Genomic DNA, 22,287 nt, shown 5'->3' with positions numbered 1-22,287 from the left:
CGGGCGCCTTCGTAGAATGCCCCCGTGGTCAACCGGCGTTGAGGCAGGCGTATGCAGGAAGGGCAGGGGGAAGGCGTAGTCAGGGGCATGTCCAGCGCCCGCGATGCGGAGGCGGTGGCCCAGGATCTGGCGCGCCAGTTGATCCACCCGCACCTGGGCTTCGTGCTGTTCTTCTGCTCCGCCGAGTACGACCTGCCGGCCCTGGCCGCCGCCCTGGAGCAGTACTTCGGCGGCATCGAGCTGGTCGGCTGCACCACCGCCGGCGAGATCACCCCCCAGGGCTACGGCCGCGGTTGCGTCAGCGCGGTGGGCTTCGACGTGCGCAGCTTCGCCGTGGCCAGCGCGCTGATCGACGAGATGGAACGCTTCAGCCTGATCGACGCGCAGCAACTGGTGGAGGCCCTGGTGGCCGACTGCCGCAGCAGCGAGTTGGCGCCGATCAAGGACCACAGCTTCGCCCTGACCCTGCTCGACGGCCTGTCCAGCCGCGAGGAAGTGGTGCTGGCGGCGCTCAGCGCGGCGCTTGGCGCCATCCCGCACTTCGGCGGCTCGGCCGGCGACGACAACCACCTCACCCATACCCACGTCTACTACCAGGGCCAGTTCCACACCGGCGCGGCGGTGGTGCTGCTGTTCAACACCTGGCTCGACTTCGAGGTGTTCACTACCCACCACGTGGTACCGCGCGGCGAGAAGCTGGTGGTGACCCGCGCCGACAGCGCCAGCCGCCGGGTGCTGGAACTCAACGCCGAGCCCGCCGCCCTGGAATACGCCCGGCTGGTCGGCGTGGAGCCCCACGAACTGAGCTTCGAGCTGTTCTCCCGCCACCCGCTGGCGGTGCGCATCAAGGACCAGTACTACGTGCGCTCCATCCAGCAGGTGCACGACGACTTCAGCCTGACCTTCTACTGCGCGGTGGAGAACGGCATCGTCCTCACCGCCATGAGCACCGGGCCGCTGCTGCCCAACCTGCAGGCGCAGTTCGCGCGCCTGCACGAACGCCTCGGCCCGCCGCTGCTGACCATCGGCTGCGACTGCTTCCTGCGCCGCCTGGAGCTGGAAGTGACGGGCGACAGCGCAGCCACCGCCGCTTTTCTCCGCCACCAGCAGGTGATCGGCTTCAACACCTACGGAGAGCAATTCAATGGCATGCACATCAACCAGACCTTCACCGGCGTCGCCATTGGCCGTCCCCGTGGCGGCGCCGGCTGAGCTGCTGGCGCGCATCGACGAACTCGAGCGCGACAAGCTCAAGCTGCAGCGCATCAACACCGCGCTGATCGAGCGCATCGAATCCAGCGCCTCGCGCGGCGACGGCGCCTACGGGGCCTTCCAGCATTCGGTGGTGCTGGCCGAGCAGGTGCGCGAGCGCACCGACGCCCTGAGCCAGGCCATGGCCGAGCTGAAGTCCAGCAACCAACTGCTCAGCGACGCCCGCCTGCGCGCCGAGACCGCCCACCAGCACCTGCTGGATGCCATCGAAAGCATCTCCGACGCCTTCGTGCTGTTCGACCCGCAGCAGCGCATCGTGCTCTTCAACGAACGCTTCCGCGCGCTCTGGGCGCCCACTCGCGCGCGCCTGGGCGCCGGCACCCGGCTGGCCGAGGTGCGCCGCCTGGCGCAGAGCAGCGGGCTGATAGTCGAGGAACAGCGCAGCAACGACGACGAACACACTCTCTACCGCCTGCGCGACGACCGCTGGGTGCGCATGAGCGAGCGGCCGACCCGCGACGGCGGGCTGGTGGTGCTCTACACCGACATCACCGAGATCAAGCTCAGCGAGACCGCGCGCCGCGAGCAGGCGGTGGCGCAGAAGTCGCACCTGCTGCAGCGCGCCGTGGACAACCTGTCCCAGGGCGTGGCCATGGTCGGCGCCGAAGGCGCGCTGGAGCTGTGGAACCGACGTTTCCTGGAGCTCTGCGGGCTGGCGCCGATCGGCGCGCACCGACCCTTCGCCGACGTCATGGGCGAGAGCGGCCTGCCGCTGCTCACCCCGCGCAGCCGCGGCGACGACGGCGCGCCCCTGGCGGCCCTGGAGCAGCGCCTGTTCGACGGCCGCATGCTAGAAATCCGCACCCACGCGCTGCCCACCGGCGGCTTCGTCAACACCTTCACCGACATCACCGAGCGCTACCGCCACGCCGAGGCGCTGCGCGAGAGCGAACGCTGGATCCGCCTGATCACCGACCAGGTGCCGGCGCTGATCGCCTACCTCAACGCCGACCTGGTCTACGAGTTCACCAACAAGGTCTACGAGCAGTGGTACCGCTGGCCCAGCGGCGCGATGCTCGGGCGCAACCTGCGCGAGGTGCACGGCGCCGAGCACTGCCGGCGCCTGGAGCCGTACTTCGAGCGGGCGCTGTCGGGCGAGAGCGTGACCTTCGAGATCGCCGAGACCAACCTGGCCGGGCAGGAGCGCTACATGCAGCGCTCCTACGTGCCCAACCGCCAGGCCGACGGCCAGGTCGCCGGGCTGTTCGTGCTGATCCGCGACATCACCGAGCGCCGGCGCACCGCCGAGGCGCTGCACCAGGCCTACCAGAACCTGGAGCAACGGGTGCGCGAACGCACCGCCGAGCTGACCAGCCTGAACGACCAGCTCAAGCGCGAGATCGACGAGCGCAGCCAGGTGCAGGCGCGCCTGCGCGAGGCCAAGCGCGAGGCCGAGCAGGCCAACCTGTCGAAGACCAAGTTCCTCGCCGCGGTCAGCCACGACCTGCTGCAGCCGCTGAACGCCGCGCGACTGTTCACCAGCGCCCTGCAGGAGCGCGGCGAGGGCGACGGCCTGGTGCGCAACATCAGCCACTCGCTGGAAGACGTGGAGAACCTGCTGGGCACCCTGGTGGACATCTCCAAGCTCGACGCCGGGGTGATCAAGCCGGATATCGCGCCCTTCGAGGTGGGCGAGCTGCTCGGCAACCTCGCCGCCGAATACCGCCAGATCGCCGCCAGCGAAGGCCTGCGCCTGGACTACGTGGCCTGCGACGCCCAGGTGCGCAGCGACCTGCAACTGCTCGCGCGGATCCTGCGCAACCTGCTGTCCAACGCCATCCGCTACACGCCCGCCGGCCGCGTGCTGCTGGGCTGCCGGCGGCGCCGGCAGAGCCTGTGGATCGAGGTCTGGGACACCGGCATGGGCATCCCGGCGGACAAGCTCGGCGAGATTTTCCAGGAGTTCAAGCGCGGCGACACCCAGCGCTCCCACCAGGACCGCGGCCTGGGCCTGGGGCTGGCGATCGTCGAGAAGATCGCGCGCATGCTCGGCCACCGCATCCAGGTCGGCTCGGTGCCCGGCAAGGGCTCGCGCTTCGCCATCGAGGTTCCGCTGGCGCGCGGTGCGGTGCGCGCCCGCCCGGAGCCGGCGCAGCAGGCCGAACACCTGGTGGAACGCCTGCGCGGCTCGCGGGTGTGGGTGCTGGACAACGACGCGGCCATCTGCGCCGGCATGCGCACCCTGCTGGAAGCCTGGGGCTGCCGGGTGGTCACGGCGCTATCGGAAGAAGACCTGGCGCGCCAGGTGGACAACTTCCACGCCGAGGCGGACCTGCTGATAGCCGACTACCACCTGGACGACGGCTGCAACGGCGTGGACGCCGTGGCCTCGATAAACGCCCGCCGCGGCGCGCCGCTGCCGGCGCTGATGATCACGGCCAACTACAGCAACGAGCTCAAGCAGCAGGTGCGGGAGCTGGGGCATACGCTGATGCACAAGCCGGTGAGGCCGATGAAGCTGAAGACGGCGTTGTGTCACTTGATGGATAGGGCTGGCTGAGGCTGGCGCCGTACCTGAGCGGGCCCTGCCCGCGATTTTCGCGCGCAGGGCGCGCTCCTACATGGGGAATGGTGGGTGGGCCGGGTAGGGCGGATAACCGTTCGCGGTTATCCGCCGTTGGTTGGGGGTCGTGGCAGTGAAGGTTCGACTTTGGCGCAGGGTTTGGGTCCGCAACCCTCTCCCCAGCCCTCGGCTGCGCGCCCCGCCCTGAAGGGAGAGGGGGCTATCCGTGCCGCTGGTGGTTTTCGTGCCATCCGGCAACACCGGCGTGGCCGGCGAGCGCTGAAATCACACTTCACGCCGAACGGTCCCCTCTCCCTTCAGGGAGAGGGTTAGGGAGAGGGGCTTGTCCGTGCGGAGAAGAGATCTGGTGCCAGCCGGATACTCGGTACAAACCGGCTAACGCCGAAACGTCAGCGCACGCCGAACGGTCCCCTCTCCCTCTGGGAGAGGGTTAGGGTGAGGGAGCGGAGGTTGGCCCAGCAGAGGAGTCACCGGCAAACAGGTTCGCGAGCAAGAACTAGGCGTCCCCCTCGCTCCTACGAAAAGCCAACCAGTGCTCAAGCCCGCTGAGCAGCCGGCACGCGCACCTTGGCCCGCAGTATCAGCGCAATCCCCCCCAACACCGCGCAGGACACCAGCAACAACCGCAAACCGATGTGCTCCCCCAGCAGCAACGCCCCGGACAACGCCGCCAGCACCGGCACACTCAACTGCACCGACGCCGCCTGGATCGCCGACAACCCCGGCAGCGCCGCGTACCAGATGGCGTAGCCAATCCCCGAAGCCAGCGCCCCGGACAGCACCGCGTAGACCACTCCCGGCACATCCCCCCGCAACTGGCCATGGAACACCAGGGCCAGCACGGCAGCAAAGGCGATACCTCGAACGAAGTTGCCCGTAGTCACCGCCAATGGATCGCCCGCATTACGCCCCAGCAGCGAATACAACCCCCAGGCCACGCCGGACAGCAGCATCAGCAGCGCCCCAGTCAGGGGCGGGGCGCCGGCGCCGGGCAGCAGTTGCACCAGCAGCCCGCCCAGGGCCAGGGCGAAGCCCAGCAGGGCCTGGCCGGCCAGGCGTTCGCCGCGCAGCAGGCCGACCACCAGCATGGTCACCTGCACCGCGCCGAACAGCAGCAGCGCGCCTGTGCCGGCGTCCAGCTGCACGTAGGCGTAGGAGAAGGCCGCGGCGTAGACGAACAGCGCCGCCGCCGCGCGCCAGTTGCCCCTGGCCTGGCTGGCCCGGCCGCGCAGGCGCAGCAGCAGGCCGAGCATCAGCGCGCCGGAGAGGATGCGGATGCCGGTGAAGCTCACCGCGTCCAGCTGGGTGGCCTTCAGGGCCAGGCGGCAGAGCAGGGAATTGCCGGCGAAGGCGAGCATCGCCAGCGCTGTGAGCAGCAGGGTGCGCGAGGCGGGCATGGCGGCTCCCTAGCGGCGCAGGTAGGCGGCGAAGTCGATGTCGCCGGCGCTGAGGATGGCCTGCACGCGGTTGTGCACCTTGAGCTTGCGCAGGATCGCCGAGACGTGGGCCTTCACCGTGGTCTCGGCGATCTCCAGGTTGTAGGCGATCTGCTTGTTCGACTCGCCCTTGGTCATGCGTTCGAGCACCAGCAGCTGCTTGCGCGTCAGCGCCTGCAGCAGCTCCGGCGGGATGCCGTGCTCCTCGTGGCCGTTGCGCCGCGGCGAGGCCTTCTGCGTGCGGATGATGTCCGAGGGCAGGTAGACGTTGCCGTTGAGGATCTGCTCGATGGCCTCGGTCATCTGCGCCCGCGGCGAGGACTTGGTGATGAAGCCCACCGCGCCGTAGGTGATGGCCTGCAGCACCACCTGCTTGTCCTGCTCGGCCGAGACGATCACCACCGGGATGGTCGGCGCCTCGTTGCGCAGGTTCATCAGGCCGCTCAGGCCGTGCATGCCGGGCATGTTCAGGTCGAGCAGGATCAGGTCCAGGTCGTCGTGCTCCTGGGTCAGGCCCAGGGCGCTGTCGAGGTCGGCGGTCTCCATCACCTCGCTGCCGGGGAAGCCGTCGGCGATGACGTTGTGGATGGCCTCGCGGAACAGCGGGTGATCGTCGGCGATCAGGATCTTGTACATGGCCTACACCTCGTTGTTGTCGTTATGGGCGGCGGCTAGCCGTTGCCGGGTGTGCTCAGGGGAAAGGGTGCGGCTGGGCGTCCTGCAGGGGCAGGCCGGCCTGTTCCCAGGCGTCTACTCCGTCACGGTACCAGTAGAGCCTGGAATAGCCCAGCGCGTGGGCGCGGCGGACCGCGTTCCAGCTCGCCCAGCAGTCCGAGCGGCAGTAGAACACCAGTGGGCGCGTCGGGTCGCCCTCGCTCAGCTGCCGCAGGTTCTCGCGGAAGTAGGCCTGCCAGGGCGCGCTCAGCACGCCGTCGCCGGTATTGGCCAGCCACAGGCTGCCGGGCAGGTTGCGGTGCGGCTCGTTGGCCACGAACTGGCCGTTGAGCCAGGTGCGGCGGTACACGTCCACCAGGCGCGTGCGCGGCTCGCGCTTGAGCAGCGCCTGCAGGGCGGCGGTGTCCAGGGTGGTGGCGTGGTCGGCGCTGGCCGGGGTCGGGCTGCGGTACTGGCTGGTGCGGTAGCCGTCGCTGGAGAACAGCGCTTCGTCCGCATGGGCCAGCGGCAGGCCCAGCAATGCGCAGAGCAGGGCAGGGGCTAGGCGAGGCATGGTGGCATCTCGATATTTATTCTTCTACCCGCCATTACATGCCAGGGGCGCTGCTTTGGAAATTCGACGTCCGGAGGGTTGATCCAGTACCAAAGTAGGAGATTTCAGCCCTTGCGCAGCGCCGCGTGCTGCGGGTTGAAGGTGAGCAGTGCAAGGCCGGCGAACAGCAGCGTCAGCCCCAGGCACACCGCCAGCGCCAGCGGGTCGAAGCGCTGGTACAGGGCGAAGCGCACCAGCTCCACGGCGTGGCTGAAGGGGTTGAGCGCGCACAGCCAGTACAGGCCCACGCTGGCCTCGCGCATCTTCCACAGCGGGTACAGCGCCGAGGACAGGAAGAACAGCGGGAAGATCACGAAGTTCATCACCCCGGCGAAGTTCTCCAGCTGGCGGATGGCGTTGGACAGCAGCAGCCCCAGGGCGCTGAGCAGCAGGGCTGCCAGCAGCAGCGCCGGCAGCGCGGCTAGTAGCCCCCAGGCCGGCGGCTGCACGCCGTACAGCCAGGCGATGGCGAGGAAGGCGTACACCTGCAGCAGTGACACCAGCGCCGTGGCCAGCAGCTTGCCGGCCAGCAGGAAGGCGCGCGGCAGCGGGCTGGTGAGCAGCACGCGCATGCTGCCCATCTCGCGGTCGTAGACCATCGACAGCGAGCCCTGCATGCCGTTGAACAGCAGGATCATGCAGCACAGCCCAGGGACGATGTAGGTCTCGTAGGTCACGTAGGTGTCGTAGGGCTCGATGATCGAGATGCCCAGCGCGGCGCGAAAGCCGGCGGCGAACACCAGCAGCCACAGCAGCGGGCGCACCAGGGCGCTGAGGAAGCGCGAGCGCTGCAGCACGAAGCGCAGCCACTCGCGCACCACGATGCCGCGCAGGCACTGCCAGTAGGCGGCGGGGCCGAAACCGAGGGTGTCGTATGGCTTCATGCGCAGGCTTCCAGGCGGGTGAGACGGGCGAAGGTGCGGGGCAGGTCGCCGTCGTCGGCGGCGCTGACCTGCGCCGCTTCACCCTGGGCTACCAGGCGGCCGCGGTCGAGCACCAGCAACTGGTCGTCGCCGCGCACCTCGTCCAGCAGATGGGTGGTCCACAGCACCGCCAGGCCCTCGTCGCGGCACAGCTGGCGCACGTGTTCGTTCAGCCCCTGGCGCGCCGCCGGGTCCAGCCCCACGCTGGCCTCGTCGAGCAGCAGCAGGCGCGGGCGGTGCAGCAGCGCGCGGGCGATCTCCACGCGGCGGCGGTGGCCGCCGTTCAAGGTGCGCACCTTGTCGCGGCGGCGTTCCTGCAACTGCTGGCGGGCCAGTTCCTGCTCGATGCGCTCGGCCGCCAGGGCCCGCGGCAGGCCGTGCAGGGCGGCGTGGTAGCGCAGGTTCTGCTCCACGCTCAGGTCCAGGTCCAGGGTGCTCTGCTGGAACACCACGCCCAGCTGGCGCAGGGCCAGGTGCGGCTGGCGGGCCAGGCTGCAGCCGCACACCTCGATCTCGCCAACCTGCAGGTCGTACAGGCGCGTGAGCAGGGCGATCAGCGTGGACTTGCCGGCGCTGTTGGGCCCCAGCAGGGCGGTGAAGCGCCCGGCCGGCAGGGTGAAGTCGATGCCGTCCAGCGCCTTGCGCGCGCCGTAGGCGAAGCCCACGCCCGCCACCCGCAGGGCGTTCATGGCGTCACCACCACGCCCCAGGGGTAGCGCCCGACCTTGATCGAACGGGTCACCTTGAGGTCCTTCACGTCGATCACCGACACGTCGCCGCTGACGCCGTTGGTGGCCAGCAGCAGGCTCTCGTCCGAGGTGAACGCCAGGTGCCACACGCGACGGCCCACCAGCAGGTAGTCGAGCACCTCGAAGGTCTTCGCATCCACCACCGCCACGTGGTTGGCCGGGCCCAGGGCGACGAAGGCGTACTTGCCGTCGCTGGTCAGCTTCACGCCCACGGGCTGGATCTTGTCCGGGTGCACGCCCTTGATGGCGAAGCGCAGGCTCTTGAGGATCTTGCGGCTGGCCACGTCCACCACGCTGACGCTGCCGCCGATCTCCGCCGACACCCAGACCTGGCTGCCGTCCTTGTTGAACTCCGCGTGGCGCGGGCGCTGGTCCACCAGGGTGCTGTCCACCAGCTTCTGCGTGGCGGTGTCGATCCAGTGCAGCATGTTGGTGGTCTCGCTGGTGTTCACCGCCCACTTGCCGTCCGGGCTCACCGCCATGCCCTCGGGCTCCACGCCCACGTCGATCTGGCCGAGCACCTGGGCGGTCTGGGTATCGACCACCGTCACCAGCGCGTCGTCCTCGTTGGAGACGTACAGCCAGCGGTCGTTGGGGTGCAGGGCGAACTGCTCGGGGTCGGCGCCGGAGGGCAGCTGCTTGACGATCTTGCCGCTGGCCAGGTCCATCACCTGCACGGTGTCGGAGTCGCTGGCGCAGATGTACAGCAGCTTGTTGTCGTGGGACAGCGCCAGGCCGCGCGGGCGCTTGCCGGTGTCCAGGGTGCCGGTGACGGTCATGCTGTCCAGGTCGATGACGCTGATGTTGTTGTCCTTCTCGTTGGACACGTAGGCCTTGGCGGCGAAGGCCGGCGGCGCCAGGCACAGGGCGGCGGCCAGCAGGGAAGGGACCAGGGTGGCCTGGAGCATGGCAGGTCGGAAAATGGCGGCGCGGAACATGGCGTATCTCCAGATCAGGGCTTGGCGTCGGCGAGGCGGCAACGGCTTTCCGGGGCATCCAGGCCGAGGCTGTCGAGTTCGCTTGCGGGATGCAGGAAGCCTTCCTGCGGGGAGGTGCTGACCAGCGCGCGCGGCTGCACCAGGGGAATGGGTTGGCGCAGCTGGCCGTCCCAGGGGCGGTAGCTGAGTTTGTAGCCCTTGAAACCGTCCAGCGGCAGGTCCGGCGACAGCGCCAGGGCGCGGATGGCTTGCGGCTCGGCATTGCGCAGGCGCGTCACGGCGCTGGCCACGCTGCGCACGGCGACCCAGGCGGCGAAGTCGCGGTCGTTCATCCAGCGCTTGGCCTGGGCCTCGAAGCGCTTCTGCAGCTGCGCGGCGCCGAAGGTTTCCACGGTCTTGTGCCAGCCCGTGGCGACCAGGCCCTGGGTGCCGGCCACCGGGCGCGGCAGCCAGGTGTTGTAGGGCACGTACTCGCCGAAGTCGCCGTGCTCGTCGGCCACCAGCACCACGTCGTAATCGTCGCCGGCCTGGGTGAACAGCGGCATGTCGGCCTGGGCGCTGCGGCGCTGGTCGTTGGCGAAAGTGAAGGCCTTCTCCTCGACTATCTTCGCCCCGAAGCGCCTGGCCGAGCGGCGCAGGGCGGCGGCGTAGGCCTTGTCCTCGGGGCGCTGGCCGACCACCAGCAGCCAGTGCGTCCACTTGCGCAGCACCAGGAACTGGGTGAGGGCGTCGGTCAGCATCAGCCGGCTGGGCAGGGTGTGCAGCACGTTGGCCGGGCACTGCTCGGCGCGCAGCTCGTCGTCGGCGGCGCCGGCGTTGAACAGCAGGCTGTCCGGCAGCGCGGCGGCCAGCTGGCGCAGGCTCTCGGCCGGGGCGTTGACCACGAACAGGCGCAGGCCGTCGTCGTGCAGCTTGCGCGCCTCGGCCAGCAGCTGCTGGGCATCGGCGCTGGTGGCGCTGACCAGGCTGTAGCGCTGCTTGAGGAAGCGCCCGGTGGTGTTGCTGTCGTCGATGGCCAGCTCGGCGCCGCGCAGGCCGGCGTCGCTGGGTTCAGGGATGATATTGGACAGCAGCGGGCCGGGGTCGGGCGTGTAGCCGAGGTAGGCGATGCGCACCTGCAGCTCGGCCGGGGCATCCTCGGCACGCGCGTTCAGGCAGAGCAGGGCAGCGCAGGCGACCGCCAGCAGGTAGGCCACGCCGTGCAGGGCGAACTGGCGCATGGGCGACTCCATTGTTGTTGTGTCGCCAGCATAGGAACGCGCCAGGGCCTGGGAAATATGCAGAAAGTACCGCCGGGGCAATACCAAGGTAGTAGATCGCCGCCCGCGGCCGCCCCCTAGCATGGCCCTACAACAACAAAGACAACGGGAGCCGAGCCATGCGTATCGCCGTCACCCTGGTACTGCCCATCCTGCTGATCCTCAGCCTGCTGGGCTTCGATTTCATGTACAGCCTGCACACCCGCCCCGGCGTGCCCAGTGCCTGCGTCGTCGGCCAGCCCTGCCGCGTGGGGCCCTAGGGCGCGGCCATGTCGGCGCTGTGGCGGATCAACCTGCTGGTCGGGCTGTTCTTCGCCCTGGTCGCCGCGCTGTGCGTTGCCGTGCTGCTGCACCAGGGCGACGAGGACGTGCGCCGCGAACTGGACGCCGCTCGCGCCGTGGTGGAATACCTGCGCGAGGCGGCGCTGCGCGACCCGGCCAGCCTCGACCAGAGCCTTACCGGCGGCCTGCGCCACGTGCGCGTGCACTGGCTCGACCAGCCGCCGCCGGCGCTGCGCGGCTGGCTCGACGAATGGCTGGCGGCGCGCCTGTACCCGGACGTCTACCACGCCGCGCCGCTGCAACTGGCCGACGGCCGCCGCGTGCAGCTGAGCGTGGACCCGCGCGACGAAATCGACGAAGTCCGCGACTCCCTGGTGCAGCTGCTGGCGCTGTTCGGCGTGGCCCTGGCGGTCAGCCTGCTGGCGATCCGCTGGGCGGTGCGCGGCGGGCTGCGGGTGGTGGAACAGTTGCAGACCGCGTTCGGCGAGATCGCCCAGGGCCGCCTGCAGGTGCGTCTGCCCGGCCATTCGCTGCCCGAAGCGCAACGCCTGGCCGGGCGCTTCAACGGCATGGCCGAGGCCCTGGAGCGCGCCTGCCAGGAAAACGCCGAACTGACCCGCTCGCTGCTCGCCGTGCAGGAGCGAGAGCGCCAGGAACTGGCCCAGGCCCTGCACGACGACATCGGCCAATACCTGGCCGGCATCCGCGCGCAACTCTTCCTGCTGCGCAGCCTGCACGACCAACCCGCCGCGCAGCCCACCCTGGAACGCATGGACCAGCACTGCCGCGGCCTGAACGACAGCTTCCGCGCGCTGATCCGCGACCTCTACCCGGTGGTGCTGGAGCACCTGGCCCTGGACGAAGCGGTGCGCGCCTACGTCGAGGACTGGCAGGCCAGCCAGGGCATCGCCTGCACCCTGCGCCTGCCCGACAGCCTGCCGCCCCTGGGCGACGCGGCCAAGGCGCATCTGTACCGCCTGCTGCAAGAGGCGCTGACCAACGTCGCCCGCCACGCCGGCGCCACCCGCGTGTGGGTGCGCCTGCAAACCCGCGGCGGCCACCTGTACCTGGCCGTGCGCGACGACGGCCGCGGCAGCGACGGCCCGCCGCGCGCCGGCATCGGCCTGCGCTCCATGCGCGAGCGCGCCCGCTGCCTGGGCGGCGAACTGCAACTGCGCAGCCAGCCCGGCCTGGGCCTGGCGCTGCGCCTGCGGGTGCCGCTGCCGGTGGCGGCATGAGAGGAGAGAAAGCGATGAAAATCCTGCTGGTGGACGACCATTTCGTGGTGCGCGAAGGCATAGCCGCCCTGCTGCGCGGCCTGCTGCCGGAAGCGGACGTGGTGGAGGCGGGCGACGGCGAGGAAGCGTTGCAGGCGGTGCAGCGCGAGATTCCCGCGCTGGTCATCCTCGACATCGGCCTGCCCGGCATCAGCGGCCTGGAAGTCACCCGCCGGCTGCGCCAGCGCCTGCCGCAGCTGCGCGTGCTGTTCTTCAGCATGCACGACGAACTGCCCCTGGTGCGCCAGGCCCTGGACGCCGGCGCCGCCGGCTACGTGACCAAGGGCGCGGCCCCGGCGGTGCTGCTCGAAGCGGTGCGCCGCGTGCTGGCCGGCCAGCTTTACATCGAACAACCCCTGGCCACCCGCCTGGCCTGCCAGCCCAGGGGCCTGGAAGAGGGCGACCCGCGCCTGCACGGCCTGACCCGCCGCGAATTCGAAATCTTCGTCATGCTCGCCCGCGGCCTGCCGGCAAGGCAGGTGGCCGAACACCTGTGCGTGAGCGCCAAGACGGTGTCCAACCATGTGACGCTGCTGAAGCAGAAGCTGCAGGTGAGTTCCCATGCAGAGCTGGTGCACCTCGCCATCGACAGCGGGGTGCTGCGTGTGAGCGGCGAGGCGCTGGCGGGGTAGGGACCTGTCTTTGCAGGGAATGGTGTGGGTGGTGCCGCGTAGGAGCGAGCATGGCTTTTCGTAGGATGGGTATCGCTTCGCTCAACACCATCCTACGAAAAGCGCTCCGGCGCAGCCGGCAAGGCAGTCGCTCCCCCAGGGTCTGGGAGGCGCAGGCATAGGATGGCGTGGAGCGCAGCGATACCCATCTTTTTCCCACGCATAACCTGATTGGGTTTCCAACTACCTGTTGCTTGGTGTGATGTATTGCATCACACTTCGCCGCATGATCGTCAGCTTCCAGCACAAGGGCCTGGCTCTGTTCTTCAGAACTGGCTCCACCCGAGGAATCCGTGCCGACCACGCCAAACGCCTGGCGCGTATGTTGCCGTTCCTCGATCGAGCGGCCGCTCCGGACGACCTCAACCTGCCGGGCTGGCGTCTGCATCCCTTGAAGGGAGAACTGGACGGTTTCTGGTCACTCACGGTCAGCGGCAACTGGCGGGTGATCTTCCGCTTCATCGGCAACGACGTGGAACTTGTCGACTATCTTGATTACCACTGAACAGGAGGGGGTGCCCATGGTCATGTTCAATCCACCACATCCTGGCGAAACCCTGCGCGAAGACGTGCTGCCGGCGCTCGATATCAGCGTCACCGAACTGGCCCGCCGCCTGGGCTTCGCACGCGAAACCCTGTCGCGGGTGCTGCACGGCCGCGCGCCCATCAGCCCGGACCTGGCCGTGCGCCTGGAACTGGCCGGCATCGGCACGGCGCGCACCTGGCTCGGCGTGCAGGCCGACTACGACATCTGGCAGGCCAGGCACCGCGAACAACCACATATCGAGCGCTTCGCCGATATCGCCTGAAAGCTGAAAAGCCCCGCGAATGCGGGGCCTTGCCTGTTCCGAAGCATCGGGGAGCTGCTCCGTAGGATGGCGTGGAGCGCAGCGATACCCATCACCCCCCTGCGCACCACCTCCCCTGTAGGAGCGGACTTCGTCCGCGATCCGCGGTCACGCCTCCTGCAACGGTCGCCCTCAAGGCTCGAAAGTCACCGGCCGCAGCGGTGCGGTATTCACCTTCAACTCGAACACATCCGGCCGCGCGTAGTGGCCGCAGGCGTCGAAATCGAGGTTGCCCTTGCTCAGCTGGGCCATGTCGAGGTCGACGTAGAGTTCGGTCTCGCAGTCGAACACCGGGCCGGCCAGCACTTCGCCCTGCGGGCTGACGATCATGCTGCCGCCGCGCATCACGTACTCGTCCTCCTGATAGTCCAGGCCGAACGCCTCGCGGTGCTGCTGCGGGTACTCGCCCAAGCGGATCGCCTGGCAGGCCGAGAGCACGAACACCCGGCCTTCCAGGGCGATATGCACCATCGAGCTGGCCCAGGACGGGCGGTCATCCGCGGTGGGCGCGCAATACAGCTGCACGCCCTGGGCGTACATGGCCTGGCGCAGCGCCGGCATGTAGTTCTCCCAGCAGATCACGCTGCCCAGCACGCCGAACTCGGTGTCCACCGGCGCTATCGTGGAACCGTCGCCGAAGCCCCAGATCAGCCGTTCCTGCCCGGTGGGCATCAGCTTGCGGTGGTAGCCGGCGATGCCGCGCCCCGGCGCCAGGGTCACGGCGGTGCAGTACAGGGTGCGGCCGAAGCGCTCGATGATGCCCACCACCACGGTCACGCCGGTCTGCTCCACGCACTCGGCGAGCACCGCCAGCTCCGGGCCGTCCAGCGCCACGGCGCCCTCGACGTAACGCTGGTACAGCTCGCGCCCCGCGGCGCTGCGGTTGCCCACCACGCTGCCGAAGGCCACCCCCTTGGGGTAGCCGCCGATGAAGGCTTCGGGGAACACCGCCAGCTTCGCGCCCTGCTCCGCCACGCGGCGGAGGATGCCGCAGGCCTTCTCGACGCTGGCCATCGGCTCGTAGGGAACGGAGGCGGCCTGGATGATTGCTACACGGGTCATGGGGGACTCCTGACTATCTGTTGAAAGGCTTAGAAACGGCTGATGTCGTTGTCGCGGGTTTCCGGCAGGGTCTTCCACAGCACCACCAGGCACACCAGGGAGACCGCCGCCAGGTAGGCCGCGGGCAGGTTCGCGTCGCCGGTCTGGCGAATCAGCGCGGCGGCGATGAAGGGCCCGGGCCCGGCGAGGATCGCCAGCGCCAGGTTGTGGCCCAGGGCCGCGCCGGTGGAGCGGATCGAGGCCGGGAAGACTTCCACCAGCAGCACCACGTCCATCACCGCGGTGATCGCCACCAGCACGCCCATCACGATCAGCCCGGTGAGGATCGCCAGCGGGTTGCCGCTGTTGAGCAGCAGGAAGATCGGATAGGCCAGCAGCGTCAGTGCGGCGGCAGCGCCCAGCAGCAGCTTGCGCCGGCCGATGCGGTCGCTGAGTTGGCCGATCAGCGGGTTGACGATCACATAGACCACCAGCGCCGCGCTGCACAGCCACAGCGCGCTGCTGCGCGGCAGGCCGACGGTGGAGACCAGGTGGTTGTTGGCGTAGGTGATGAAGTAGTAGAGCGAGACGCCGAACAGCGCGGAGAAGGCGAAGGTGGTGACGAAGGCGCGGCGGCGCACGGCGCGGCTAGGGGCTTGCGCCTTGTGCGAATCGCGCTGGCGGACCATTTCCTCGTACACCGGGGTGTCGCCCAGCTTGCGGCGGATGAACACGGCGATGCCGGTCATCACGATGGACGCCACGAACGGCAGGCGCCAGCCCCAGGCCGCCAACTGCTGGTCGTCCAGCGCCGAGGCGATGCTCGCGGCGGTGAAGGTGCCGAACAGGAAGGCCAGCCCCGCCGTGCCGGTGATCACGCTGGCCGCGGTGGCGCGGCGGTTGGACGGGGCACTCTCGACGATGTAGATGCCGGCGCTGGACCACTCGCCACCGACCATCATGCCCTGGATGAAGCGCATGGCGATGAGCAGGATGGGCGCGGCGATGCCGATCGCCTCGTAGGAGGGCAGCAGGCCGATGATGGTGGTGCACACGCCCATGCCGAACACCGTGATGATCAGCACCGCGCGGCGGCCGAAGCGGTCGCCGATGGGCCCGAGGATCAACGCGCCGAAAGGCCTGGAGAGAAAGCCGACGGCGAACACCGCCAGCGATGAGAGCAGCGACACGCCCGGCGCGCTGGAGGGGAAGAACAGCATGCCGATCACCGCGGCGAAGTAGCCGTAGATGGCGAAATCGAACCATTCCATGAAATTGCCGATGCCGACCGCGATGGCCCGCTTGCGGATATCCGACTGTCCGCCCCTGCTCCGGATGCCGCCTGCACCCATGCTTTGCTCAATCGCGTCCACAGAATTCTCCAGCGCTTGTTATGTTGTTGTGGACGCCAGACTAGGAATCTCCTCGGGCACGGGGCAAACGATTAGCAAATATGAGCCGGATTAACGTACGTAATATCTCGCGGATCGACCTCAACCTTCTGCTCACCTTCCACTGCCTGATGACCGAGCGCAGCGCCACCCGCGCCTCGGCGATGCTGCACGTGACCCAGGGCGCGGTGAGCGCGGCGCTGCGCCGGCTGCGCGAGCACTTCGGCGACGAACTGTTCATCCGCACCGCCTCCGGCATGCAGCCCACGCGCAAGGCCATGGAGCTGGCGCCGAAGATCGCCGAGGCACTGACCTCCATCTCCGGCGTGCTGGGCGCCGAGCCGGAGTTCTCCCCGCGCGATTCCAGCTACCTGTTCAACATCGGCCTGTCCGACGACATCGAGTCCTACCTCGCCCCGCGCATCGTCAGCGCGGCGGCGGAGCGGGGCCTGGGCGTGACTTTCGCCTTTCACCAGAGCAACAGCTCGCTGTGGAAGCAGTCGCTGCAGGATCCGGACATGGACCTGGTGATCTGCAGCGAGCCGAAGGACTTCAACACCAGCTATTCGTCCCAGGTGCTGTTCTCCTCCTCGTACTCCTGCCTGTTCCGTCCGCACGCCGGCGCGGCGGACGAACCCATCGGCCTGGAGGAATACTTCGCCGCCGACCACGTGCGCATCTCCTACGACGGCCGCCGCGGCTTCATCGACGACATGTTCGAGTCCGCCGGCTACGCCCGCCGCGTCATCGCCTCCTTCACCCACTTCAGCGGCGCCTTGACCACGCTGGTGAGCAGCGAGGCCATCGCCACGCTCCCGACCTTCGCCGCCGAGAGCTACGCGGCCATGACCCAGCTGCGCGCGAGCCCGGCGCCGCTGCCGGTGCCGTCCTTCCGCTGCTTCATGGTCTGGGACATCGCCAAGCACAGCAAACCGCACCACGAATGGCTGCGCCAGTTCATCGGCGAACTGGCGCAGAAGCTCGGCTAGCCGCGAGAGGGCCGTCCATTCGGCATCAACCTGTAGGCGTGGATCTCATCCGCGAATCGCGCCGGGACGTCCGGCTATCGCGGACAAGGTCCGCCTACGGGGGCAGGTCCCCTCGTAGGATGGTGTTGAGCGAAGCGATACCCATCGCCATGACCGCATGGGTTTCGCAAGCTCAACCCATCCTACGAAAAGCATCTCGACGCAGACAGTTGCTCCTACGGTTACAGGGAGGCACGGTCGTAGGAGCGAACTCTGTCCGCGATTGGATTCACCGGCCACGCCGGACGCCTCGGTGGCACCGTCGACGGCGGATAACCGCGAACGGTTATGCGCCCTACGCCCGCCCATGCTCCTCAGCTGCGGCATACAACCGCTCGGCATCGGCCGCCAGGTACTCCAGTGCGCTGAAGGTGCCGTCCAACACATCCTCGGCAGGCGCTCCCAGGTCCGGCGCGCCGGCCAGCAGGCGCAGCAGATTGATCAGGGCGGATTGACGGGATTGGGCAGCGTCGTAGAAGTCCGATGGGACAGCGTGCTTGAGGGGATGGGGTAGAACTTGGGCAGAAAGGCTCATGAAAATCTCCCAGATTGATTCAGTCTTCCGCCTCCCGACGCCAATCGGGGAGGGCGGACCGTACAGGTTGGCGTACCGGAATCTGGGAACCGGCGCATCCGAAGATGCCCCGCACGGCCCGCCCATAACATGGGTACAGCCATGCAAGGTGCCGGAGATTGACCCAGACACCTTCCAGAATTCCGTGACGCCAATCCCACACCGTTCTGTTGAGCGGCTGAGCAACGTCAGGGAGTTGCCGTGAGGCTGTCAATCGGGCGTGGCAAAGAGCGAGGCGGGGTGTGCAGTTGGCCTGCATAGCAGCCGTAGGCGAATGGCTGCTTCCGACCCATAGCGGACTCTCGCTCAATGGGCACTTCGATGGATGAGCCAGCTAATGAGATCAAAGCTGATCTATGGCCCTGAAAGAGAAGCCGTCATCCGGATCATTCGGATGACGACCTGAGTGACGGAGCCCTATCTGCGCCGGCCCGTTAGGCGCTCCTAGATACTTGCATTGTGGATACTCTTGTGCTGATAATGAGAACGTGACGCATTCGCGATCACAAATACTTATCACTGGAGATACTATGGACGATTTCTCTAAGCCACTTTCGGCGGCATTCACCCAAAAGAACGAACGCGATGTAGGTTTTCAGGACGCTCGTCCGAAAAGCCTTATTCGTCGCATGGCATTGAGCATCGGCTGCCTCCCTGGCCCGCCTCCGTTCTGCGCTGGCTGGAAGTGGTAATCGCTAAGCAGTAAAAAGGGCCTCTCTTTCTAAGAGAGGCCTTTTAGTTTTGATCGTGTAATGGAGCACACGCATGACATCAATTTGGAGCCTTACCTCTGCTCCCCCAGAGGATGTGCCTAATCACGTCGCCAAGTTACAAGAAGGACTCATACCCTATCTCACTCAGTTTCTGACTTCTCGCCATCCGCATAGGGGGGGAGTGATGTGTCCCTTCATGCCGAAAGCCTTAGAGAATGACGATATATTTGTTTCATTTTTTGATGCAAATATGTCAGTTTCCCATTTGCAAGAGTCGCTAAAAGCTTGCATTGACTTCTTCAAGCAGCGAGAGAGTTTGGGACATGGGGCGATTGTTATAATGTTCGCTCCATCTGCGGATCTGGTGAAACTCCATCAGCTACATGTGGCTGGTAAGCTGCTCTGCATGGAGAAGGATCTGATGCTTGGTCTTCTTTACAGAGATAGTTCGGCACCAAGTCTGCACTCCCATGACTATTTCCCGCTCAGAACTCCGACCCCTACCATGGTGATCCGAGATTTGACCTCGCAGGATCTGCAGTTTCTAACGCCAGATCACTACGGAACGAAGGAAAAAATCAGATTTTTGAATTCGTACATTAAGAAGTTTTCCGGCACAGAAGGAAAGCGATCCCTGATGAAACAAGTGACAGGAGCGAAAACCCTTAGGTTGCGCTATAGAGCAGCTTCACTAACTAGAAATCTGGCTGCTTTTCTATTTGGGTCTGCCGTTTTAGTCTTCATGTTTAAGGCTCTATGGGGGTAGTATGTTCTCAAAAAACTTAAACTATATTGCATCCGCTATTATGGTTGTTTTTCAGCAAATTGCACTTGCGCTTTCGACGTACTATATTGCATCTGCAGGTGCTCAGCTGACTTCTTTGCCAGAGCAGGCGATAGTTAGTATAATTTGGTTTTTTGTTTTTGCTCTTTCTGCATACATTCTTAGTTCATTTTCGACATTCTTGTCCGTTAGGGCCGGCAATGAAATTTGGTACGCATATGCTAGGAATACCATCGAGACGGTATCTAGTGATATCTCTTACTGCTCATCTAAAAACAAAAGCAATGTTGTTCATTGGGTGAACGGAGAGGCCGCGGCGACCATTCCACATGCTACTCAGTTCTATTTGGGTTTTATTTCGCTTGTGCTGAACGTGGTGCTGACGGTTTTTGTTTTCTATATCTCCATAGGGTTGTCATTTACATTGACTATCTGCATTGCGCTGTTGCTTTCCGCATTGCTTGTCACGGGGCTTAGAAAACGTATTGATCGCCTTGCAACAGGCATGCAAGCTCAGAGACTTTCAACCTTAACGTTCGTTGACGCTCTCTGGGATTTGGCAACGTTTGGCGGTCAAAACTGTCGAAATGAAGGACTTAAAAACTTCAGATTAAATGCGTCAAGCTACTTCGGAGAGACAGAGCGTTACACTCTTCTCGAGCAAACAGTGGCATGCTTGCCAGTAATCACGGCTGTCCTCGCTGTGGTGGCCATGCTTGTTATTCCAGGAGCATATACCGCAGCAGCCATCGGGACTCTTGTTGCAATTCTTCCAAGAAGCTTGCAGTTATTTGGCAACATACACTCGCTCACTATGTATCTTAGTCAATACTACCTGATTCGACGGAAGGTTAGAAATCTCGATGAGTTTATTGAGACATTAGATAAAAATGATTTCTCGACAAAAGTCTCATATAGTAGTCTGCGCATTATCAATGCCATGACGGGAGATACGGAGTCTCCAGAAGAATTTGAACGGCTCGTTTTGAACGGAGGAATTTCTTCAGGAAGGTTTTGTATTACCGGCCCAAATGGGGCGGGAAAATCGAGCATGCTAAAAACTTTTAAATCTCAAAGCCACGACTCGACTCTGTTGCTCCCTGATGTCAATCTTGGTGTTGCACAAGAAAATAGGTCTACGGGTGAGAGCAGAGTTCACCAAGTCATGTTGGCTCTCGAGAGCGAATCCTCTATTGTCATGCTTGATGAGTGGGATGCCAATCTCGACTCAAGAAATAGAAAGACTTTGAACTCAGTGATTGATGAATTTGCAAAAATTAAGCTAATTATCGAGGTTAAGCATGTCTCCTTCGAGGGTATAACTGTCTAGTGCTCGCATGCGGCATGTTGAACCGTCCCTTCTTTTGGGAATGCGAGTGTAGCCATCACTGTAGTAATGAAGCCTTACCTGAGATCAGATTTACGTCCGCTTTTGGCCGATTGCAGCCCTTAGCAGAATCATCGCTTTGACTCTTCAGGTTCTGCCGATACAAACTGAACCGATGATCGCAGGGAATAAGGCGAAATGAGTCAGCTGAGCCCCACGCTACATGCAGACCTCTCCGAAGTGCTGGATGAGGTCTCTGCACTGATGTCCGCTGCCTATGCGCAGCTCGGCCCCATACCTGATGACCATCCACTGGCTCAGGCGGGTCTTGAGAATGGGGCAGAAATCGTTCTGGACTACCTTGCACACGGCGAGGCGGGTATCGCCCTTGATCATCTGTTCTACATGATCAAAGAGCCGCCTCTCGCTATTTCTGCCAAGTCCGCTGAGAAGCTGGCTCGTGTTGCAGAAGCGTTTGGAACACCTTTGAACTGGTGTCCTTGAAGCTGGTCGTACAACGAAATACGTACTCGCTGCGAGAGACCGCTTCTGGCCGAAAGCTGCCTTCGTTAAGCGGCAGCTCTTGACCCATAGCGAACGTTGCGACGCCCCGTCTTGGCAATGACGACGGAAGCTCGCTGCCTGCCCATCCGCACTTTCCCGGAGGCGCTTTGTATTCCAGTGTGTCCGCAGACCGTTTTGACATTCGCAGAGACGGCCACGCCTTTTCTCGACACGGCGCAGATACCCCAAGGGCTTTTAATTCACTCCAACAGGACATCGGCGCGCGGTTGGAGCCAGCACTCTTCCAGAGCGCTCTTTCCCACTCCGATGGACTGTTCCCCCTAACCCTTGAGGAACAATGCCATGAACACTCTGAAGACCCTCGTGACCGCCATTACCTTTTCGCTGGCTGGTGTGGCGGTGCATGCGAGTGCAGCCGAAGCGCGCTGCTCCCACGGCACCGTCTGTTTCCAACTGACGCCCCTGGCTGAAGAAGGCGCAACCCCGCAACTGGCGGAAGATGGCTTCAGCAGGACGCCCCTGGGCATGCGTGTGAACTCGGCAGCGCCTGCGCAACAGACCATTGCCGCAGATGGCTACAGTCGGACGCCGTTGGGCAAGCGCGTGGCGTCGTCCCATGAATCGGCAACCGTCTGATTCCCGGGTTTTCACGTTTTCAGTCAATGAAGGTGAGGCGATGAAGCGAGACGAAGCAGGGAATGACAAGGTCGCCATTGTTTTTGGTGGCTCCCGGGGCATTGGCGCGGCAGCGGCGAGGCAACTCGCCGCCGACGGTTTCTCGGTGGCGCTGACCTATGTGTCCCGGCCGGACAGCGCCAAAGCGCTGGCCGCCGAGATCGAGGCGGGTGGCGGCCGTGCCCTTGCGATCCAGGCCGACAGCAAGGATGCCGCCGCCATCCGGAATGCGGTGTCGGCGGCGGTCGAGCGCTTTGGCGCGATCGACGTGGCGGTGGTCAATGCCGGCGTGCTGCGGCTCGCCCGTATCGATGCCCTTGGCGTCGAGGACCTCGACCTGATGCTCGACGTGAACATCCGCGGGGTCATTCTCTCGATCCAGGCCGCCGTGGCCAGCATGCGCGACGGCGGGCGGGTGATCACCATCGGCAGCAACTCGGCCTCTGGGCGCACTTCGGTCGAAGGCGCGGTGTATGCGATGACCAAGGCCGCCGTCGCGCGCCTGGTGCAAGGGCTCGCGCTGGATCTCGCGGCGCGCCGGATCACCGTCAACAATATCCAACCCGGCCCGACCGCGACCGACATGACGCAAGCGCACCTGGACGCGCTGGCGGAACTCGTCCCACTCGGACGCGTCGCCCAGCCCATGGAGATCGCCGGCCTGGTCGCGTATCTCACCAGCCCGGCAGCGGCCCACATGACCGGGGCGAGCCTGACGCTGGATGGTGGCTATGCCCTGTAACGCCAGAAACGCCGGGAGCCGCGACGCTCAAGGGCTTGAAC

At 65.4% G+C, this 22,287-nt stretch carries 23 protein-coding genes; 13 read left to right on the top strand and 10 right to left on the bottom strand.

Going from position 1 to position 22,287, the window contains the following annotated elements; genetic code table 11:
• Window positions 1-51 precede the first annotated feature (51 nt).
• On the top strand, window positions 52-1,212 hold the full coding sequence (gene nosP, locus PcP3B5_RS17950; protein ID WP_061562029.1) for a nitric oxide-sensing protein NosP: 1,161 nt from the start codon (window positions 52-54) through the stop codon (window positions 1,210-1,212).
• Window positions 1,145-3,772: a hybrid sensor histidine kinase/response regulator NahK/ErcS' gene (gene nahK / locus PcP3B5_RS17945; protein WP_082816353.1), complete on the top strand. Its 2,628-nt coding sequence runs from the start codon at window positions 1,145-1,147 to the stop codon at window positions 3,770-3,772. The genes nosP and nahK overlap by 68 nt, the downstream gene beginning before the upstream one ends.
• 560 nt (window positions 3,773-4,332) lie before the next feature.
• On the opposite strand, the gene PcP3B5_RS17940 is transcribed toward nahK, so the two are convergent.
• The 7 genes from PcP3B5_RS17940 to PcP3B5_RS17910 all read right to left on the bottom strand — a co-directional run bounded on the left by PcP3B5_RS17940 (window position 4,333) and on the right by PcP3B5_RS17910 (window position 10,329).
• On the bottom strand, window positions 4,333-5,193 hold the full coding sequence (locus PcP3B5_RS17940) for a DMT family transporter (RefSeq protein ID WP_061562027.1): 861 nt from the start codon (window positions 5,191-5,193) through the stop codon (window positions 4,333-4,335).
• A gap of 9 nt (window positions 5,194-5,202) precedes the next feature.
• Entirely contained in the window at window positions 5,203-5,868 is a 666-nt protein-coding gene (agmR, locus tag PcP3B5_RS17935; protein WP_009622977.1) for a response regulator AgmR, read from the bottom strand.
• Window positions 5,869-5,923: 55 nt separating this feature from the next.
• Entirely contained in the window at window positions 5,924-6,460 is a 537-nt protein-coding gene (locus tag PcP3B5_RS17930) for a PQQ-dependent catabolism-associated CXXCW motif protein (protein WP_058070435.1), read from the bottom strand.
• A gap of 104 nt (window positions 6,461-6,564) precedes the next feature.
• On the bottom strand, window positions 6,565-7,383 hold the full coding sequence (locus tag PcP3B5_RS17925; protein WP_061562026.1) for an ABC transporter permease: 819 nt from the start codon (window positions 7,381-7,383) through the stop codon (window positions 6,565-6,567).
• Window positions 7,380-8,111 carry an ABC transporter ATP-binding protein gene (locus tag PcP3B5_RS17920; protein ID WP_061562025.1) on the bottom strand — a complete coding sequence of 244 codons (732 nt, stop codon included), beginning with the start codon at window positions 8,109-8,111 and terminating at the stop codon, window positions 7,380-7,382. The genes PcP3B5_RS17925 and PcP3B5_RS17920 overlap by 4 nt, the downstream gene beginning before the upstream one ends.
• Window positions 8,108-9,079, bottom strand: a complete 972-nt coding sequence (locus tag PcP3B5_RS17915; protein WP_061563291.1) for a YVTN family beta-propeller repeat protein — start codon at window positions 9,077-9,079, stop codon at window positions 8,108-8,110. Before PcP3B5_RS17915 ends, PcP3B5_RS17920 begins: the two co-directional genes overlap by 4 nt.
• A gap of 44 nt (window positions 9,080-9,123) precedes the next feature.
• Window positions 9,124-10,329, bottom strand: a complete 1,206-nt coding sequence (locus PcP3B5_RS17910; RefSeq protein ID WP_061562024.1) for an ABC transporter substrate-binding protein — start codon at window positions 10,327-10,329, stop codon at window positions 9,124-9,126.
• A 158-nt stretch (window positions 10,330-10,487) separates the two neighbouring features.
• Between PcP3B5_RS17910 and PcP3B5_RS32030 the strand changes: the two genes are divergently transcribed.
• The 5 genes from PcP3B5_RS32030 to PcP3B5_RS17890 all read left to right on the top strand — a co-directional run bounded on the left by PcP3B5_RS32030 (window position 10,488) and on the right by PcP3B5_RS17890 (window position 13,407).
• Complete coding sequence (locus PcP3B5_RS32030; RefSeq protein ID WP_203228505.1) at window positions 10,488-10,628, top strand: hypothetical protein; 141 nt, start codon at window positions 10,488-10,490, stop codon at window positions 10,626-10,628.
• A 9-nt stretch (window positions 10,629-10,637) separates the two neighbouring features.
• Window positions 10,638-11,888, top strand: coding sequence for a sensor histidine kinase (locus PcP3B5_RS17905; protein WP_061562023.1), 1,251 nt, complete (start codon window positions 10,638-10,640; stop codon window positions 11,886-11,888).
• Between the two features lie 14 nt (window positions 11,889-11,902).
• A complete protein-coding gene (locus PcP3B5_RS17900) occupies window positions 11,903-12,559 on the top strand; it encodes a response regulator transcription factor (protein ID WP_061562022.1) in 657 nt (218 codons plus the stop codon).
• Window positions 12,560-12,824: 265 nt separating this feature from the next.
• Window positions 12,825-13,103: a type II toxin-antitoxin system RelE/ParE family toxin gene (locus PcP3B5_RS17895; RefSeq protein WP_024128692.1), complete on the top strand. Its 279-nt coding sequence runs from the start codon at window positions 12,825-12,827 to the stop codon at window positions 13,101-13,103.
• A 16-nt stretch (window positions 13,104-13,119) separates the two neighbouring features.
• A complete protein-coding gene (locus PcP3B5_RS17890) occupies window positions 13,120-13,407 on the top strand; it encodes a HigA family addiction module antitoxin (protein WP_009622956.1) in 288 nt (95 codons plus the stop codon).
• 171 nt (window positions 13,408-13,578) lie between these two features.
• Here PcP3B5_RS17890 and PcP3B5_RS17885 read toward each other — a convergent pair whose 3' ends face one another.
• The gene (locus PcP3B5_RS17885) at window positions 13,579-14,508 is read right to left on the bottom strand and encodes a carbon-nitrogen hydrolase family protein (protein ID WP_061562021.1); all 930 of its coding nucleotides are present in this window, start codon (window positions 14,506-14,508) and stop codon (window positions 13,579-13,581) included.
• Between the two features lie 29 nt (window positions 14,509-14,537).
• Window positions 14,538-15,839 (bottom strand): MFS transporter, encoded by a 1,302-nt coding sequence (locus tag PcP3B5_RS17880; protein ID WP_257724423.1) that lies wholly within the window; start codon window positions 15,837-15,839, stop codon window positions 14,538-14,540.
• Between the two features lie 101 nt (window positions 15,840-15,940).
• Between PcP3B5_RS17880 and PcP3B5_RS17875 the strand changes: the two genes are divergently transcribed.
• On the top strand, window positions 15,941-16,867 hold the full coding sequence (locus tag PcP3B5_RS17875; protein ID WP_061562019.1) for a LysR family transcriptional regulator: 927 nt from the start codon (window positions 15,941-15,943) through the stop codon (window positions 16,865-16,867).
• A gap of 334 nt (window positions 16,868-17,201) precedes the next feature.
• On the opposite strand, the gene PcP3B5_RS17870 is transcribed toward PcP3B5_RS17875, so the two are convergent.
• Window positions 17,202-17,441: a hypothetical protein gene (locus PcP3B5_RS17870; protein ID WP_061562018.1), complete on the bottom strand. Its 240-nt coding sequence runs from the start codon at window positions 17,439-17,441 to the stop codon at window positions 17,202-17,204.
• An 804-nt stretch (window positions 17,442-18,245) separates the two neighbouring features.
• Between PcP3B5_RS17870 and PcP3B5_RS31510 the strand changes: the two genes are divergently transcribed.
• The 5 genes from PcP3B5_RS31510 (at window position 18,246) to PcP3B5_RS17860 (ending at window position 22,246) form a co-directional block, all read left to right on the top strand.
• Window positions 18,246-18,959: a DUF6875 domain-containing protein gene (locus PcP3B5_RS31510; RefSeq protein WP_145923917.1), complete on the top strand. Its 714-nt coding sequence runs from the start codon at window positions 18,246-18,248 to the stop codon at window positions 18,957-18,959.
• Window position 18,960: 1 nt separating this feature from the next.
• Window positions 18,961-20,307 (top strand): AAA family ATPase, encoded by a 1,347-nt coding sequence (locus tag PcP3B5_RS31505; RefSeq protein ID WP_145923916.1) that lies wholly within the window; start codon window positions 18,961-18,963, stop codon window positions 20,305-20,307.
• A 195-nt stretch (window positions 20,308-20,502) separates the two neighbouring features.
• On the top strand, window positions 20,503-20,808 hold the full coding sequence (locus tag PcP3B5_RS30845) for a hypothetical protein (RefSeq protein WP_082033828.1): 306 nt from the start codon (window positions 20,503-20,505) through the stop codon (window positions 20,806-20,808).
• 363 nt (window positions 20,809-21,171) lie between these two features.
• Window positions 21,172-21,465 (top strand): hypothetical protein, encoded by a 294-nt coding sequence (locus PcP3B5_RS17865; RefSeq protein WP_043315531.1) that lies wholly within the window; start codon window positions 21,172-21,174, stop codon window positions 21,463-21,465.
• A 40-nt stretch (window positions 21,466-21,505) separates the two neighbouring features.
• Window positions 21,506-22,246 (top strand): SDR family oxidoreductase, encoded by a 741-nt coding sequence (locus PcP3B5_RS17860; RefSeq protein ID WP_203228503.1) that lies wholly within the window; start codon window positions 21,506-21,508, stop codon window positions 22,244-22,246.
• The last annotated feature ends 41 nt before the right edge of the window (window positions 22,247-22,287 follow it).

The sequence above is a fragment of the Pseudomonas citronellolis genome (assembly GCF_001586155.1).
Taxonomy (GTDB): domain Bacteria; phylum Pseudomonadota; class Gammaproteobacteria; order Pseudomonadales; family Pseudomonadaceae; genus Pseudomonas; species Pseudomonas citronellolis.
The sequence above is the reverse complement of the archived record's forward strand: the minus strand, read 5'-3'. Positions and strand labels throughout refer to the sequence as shown.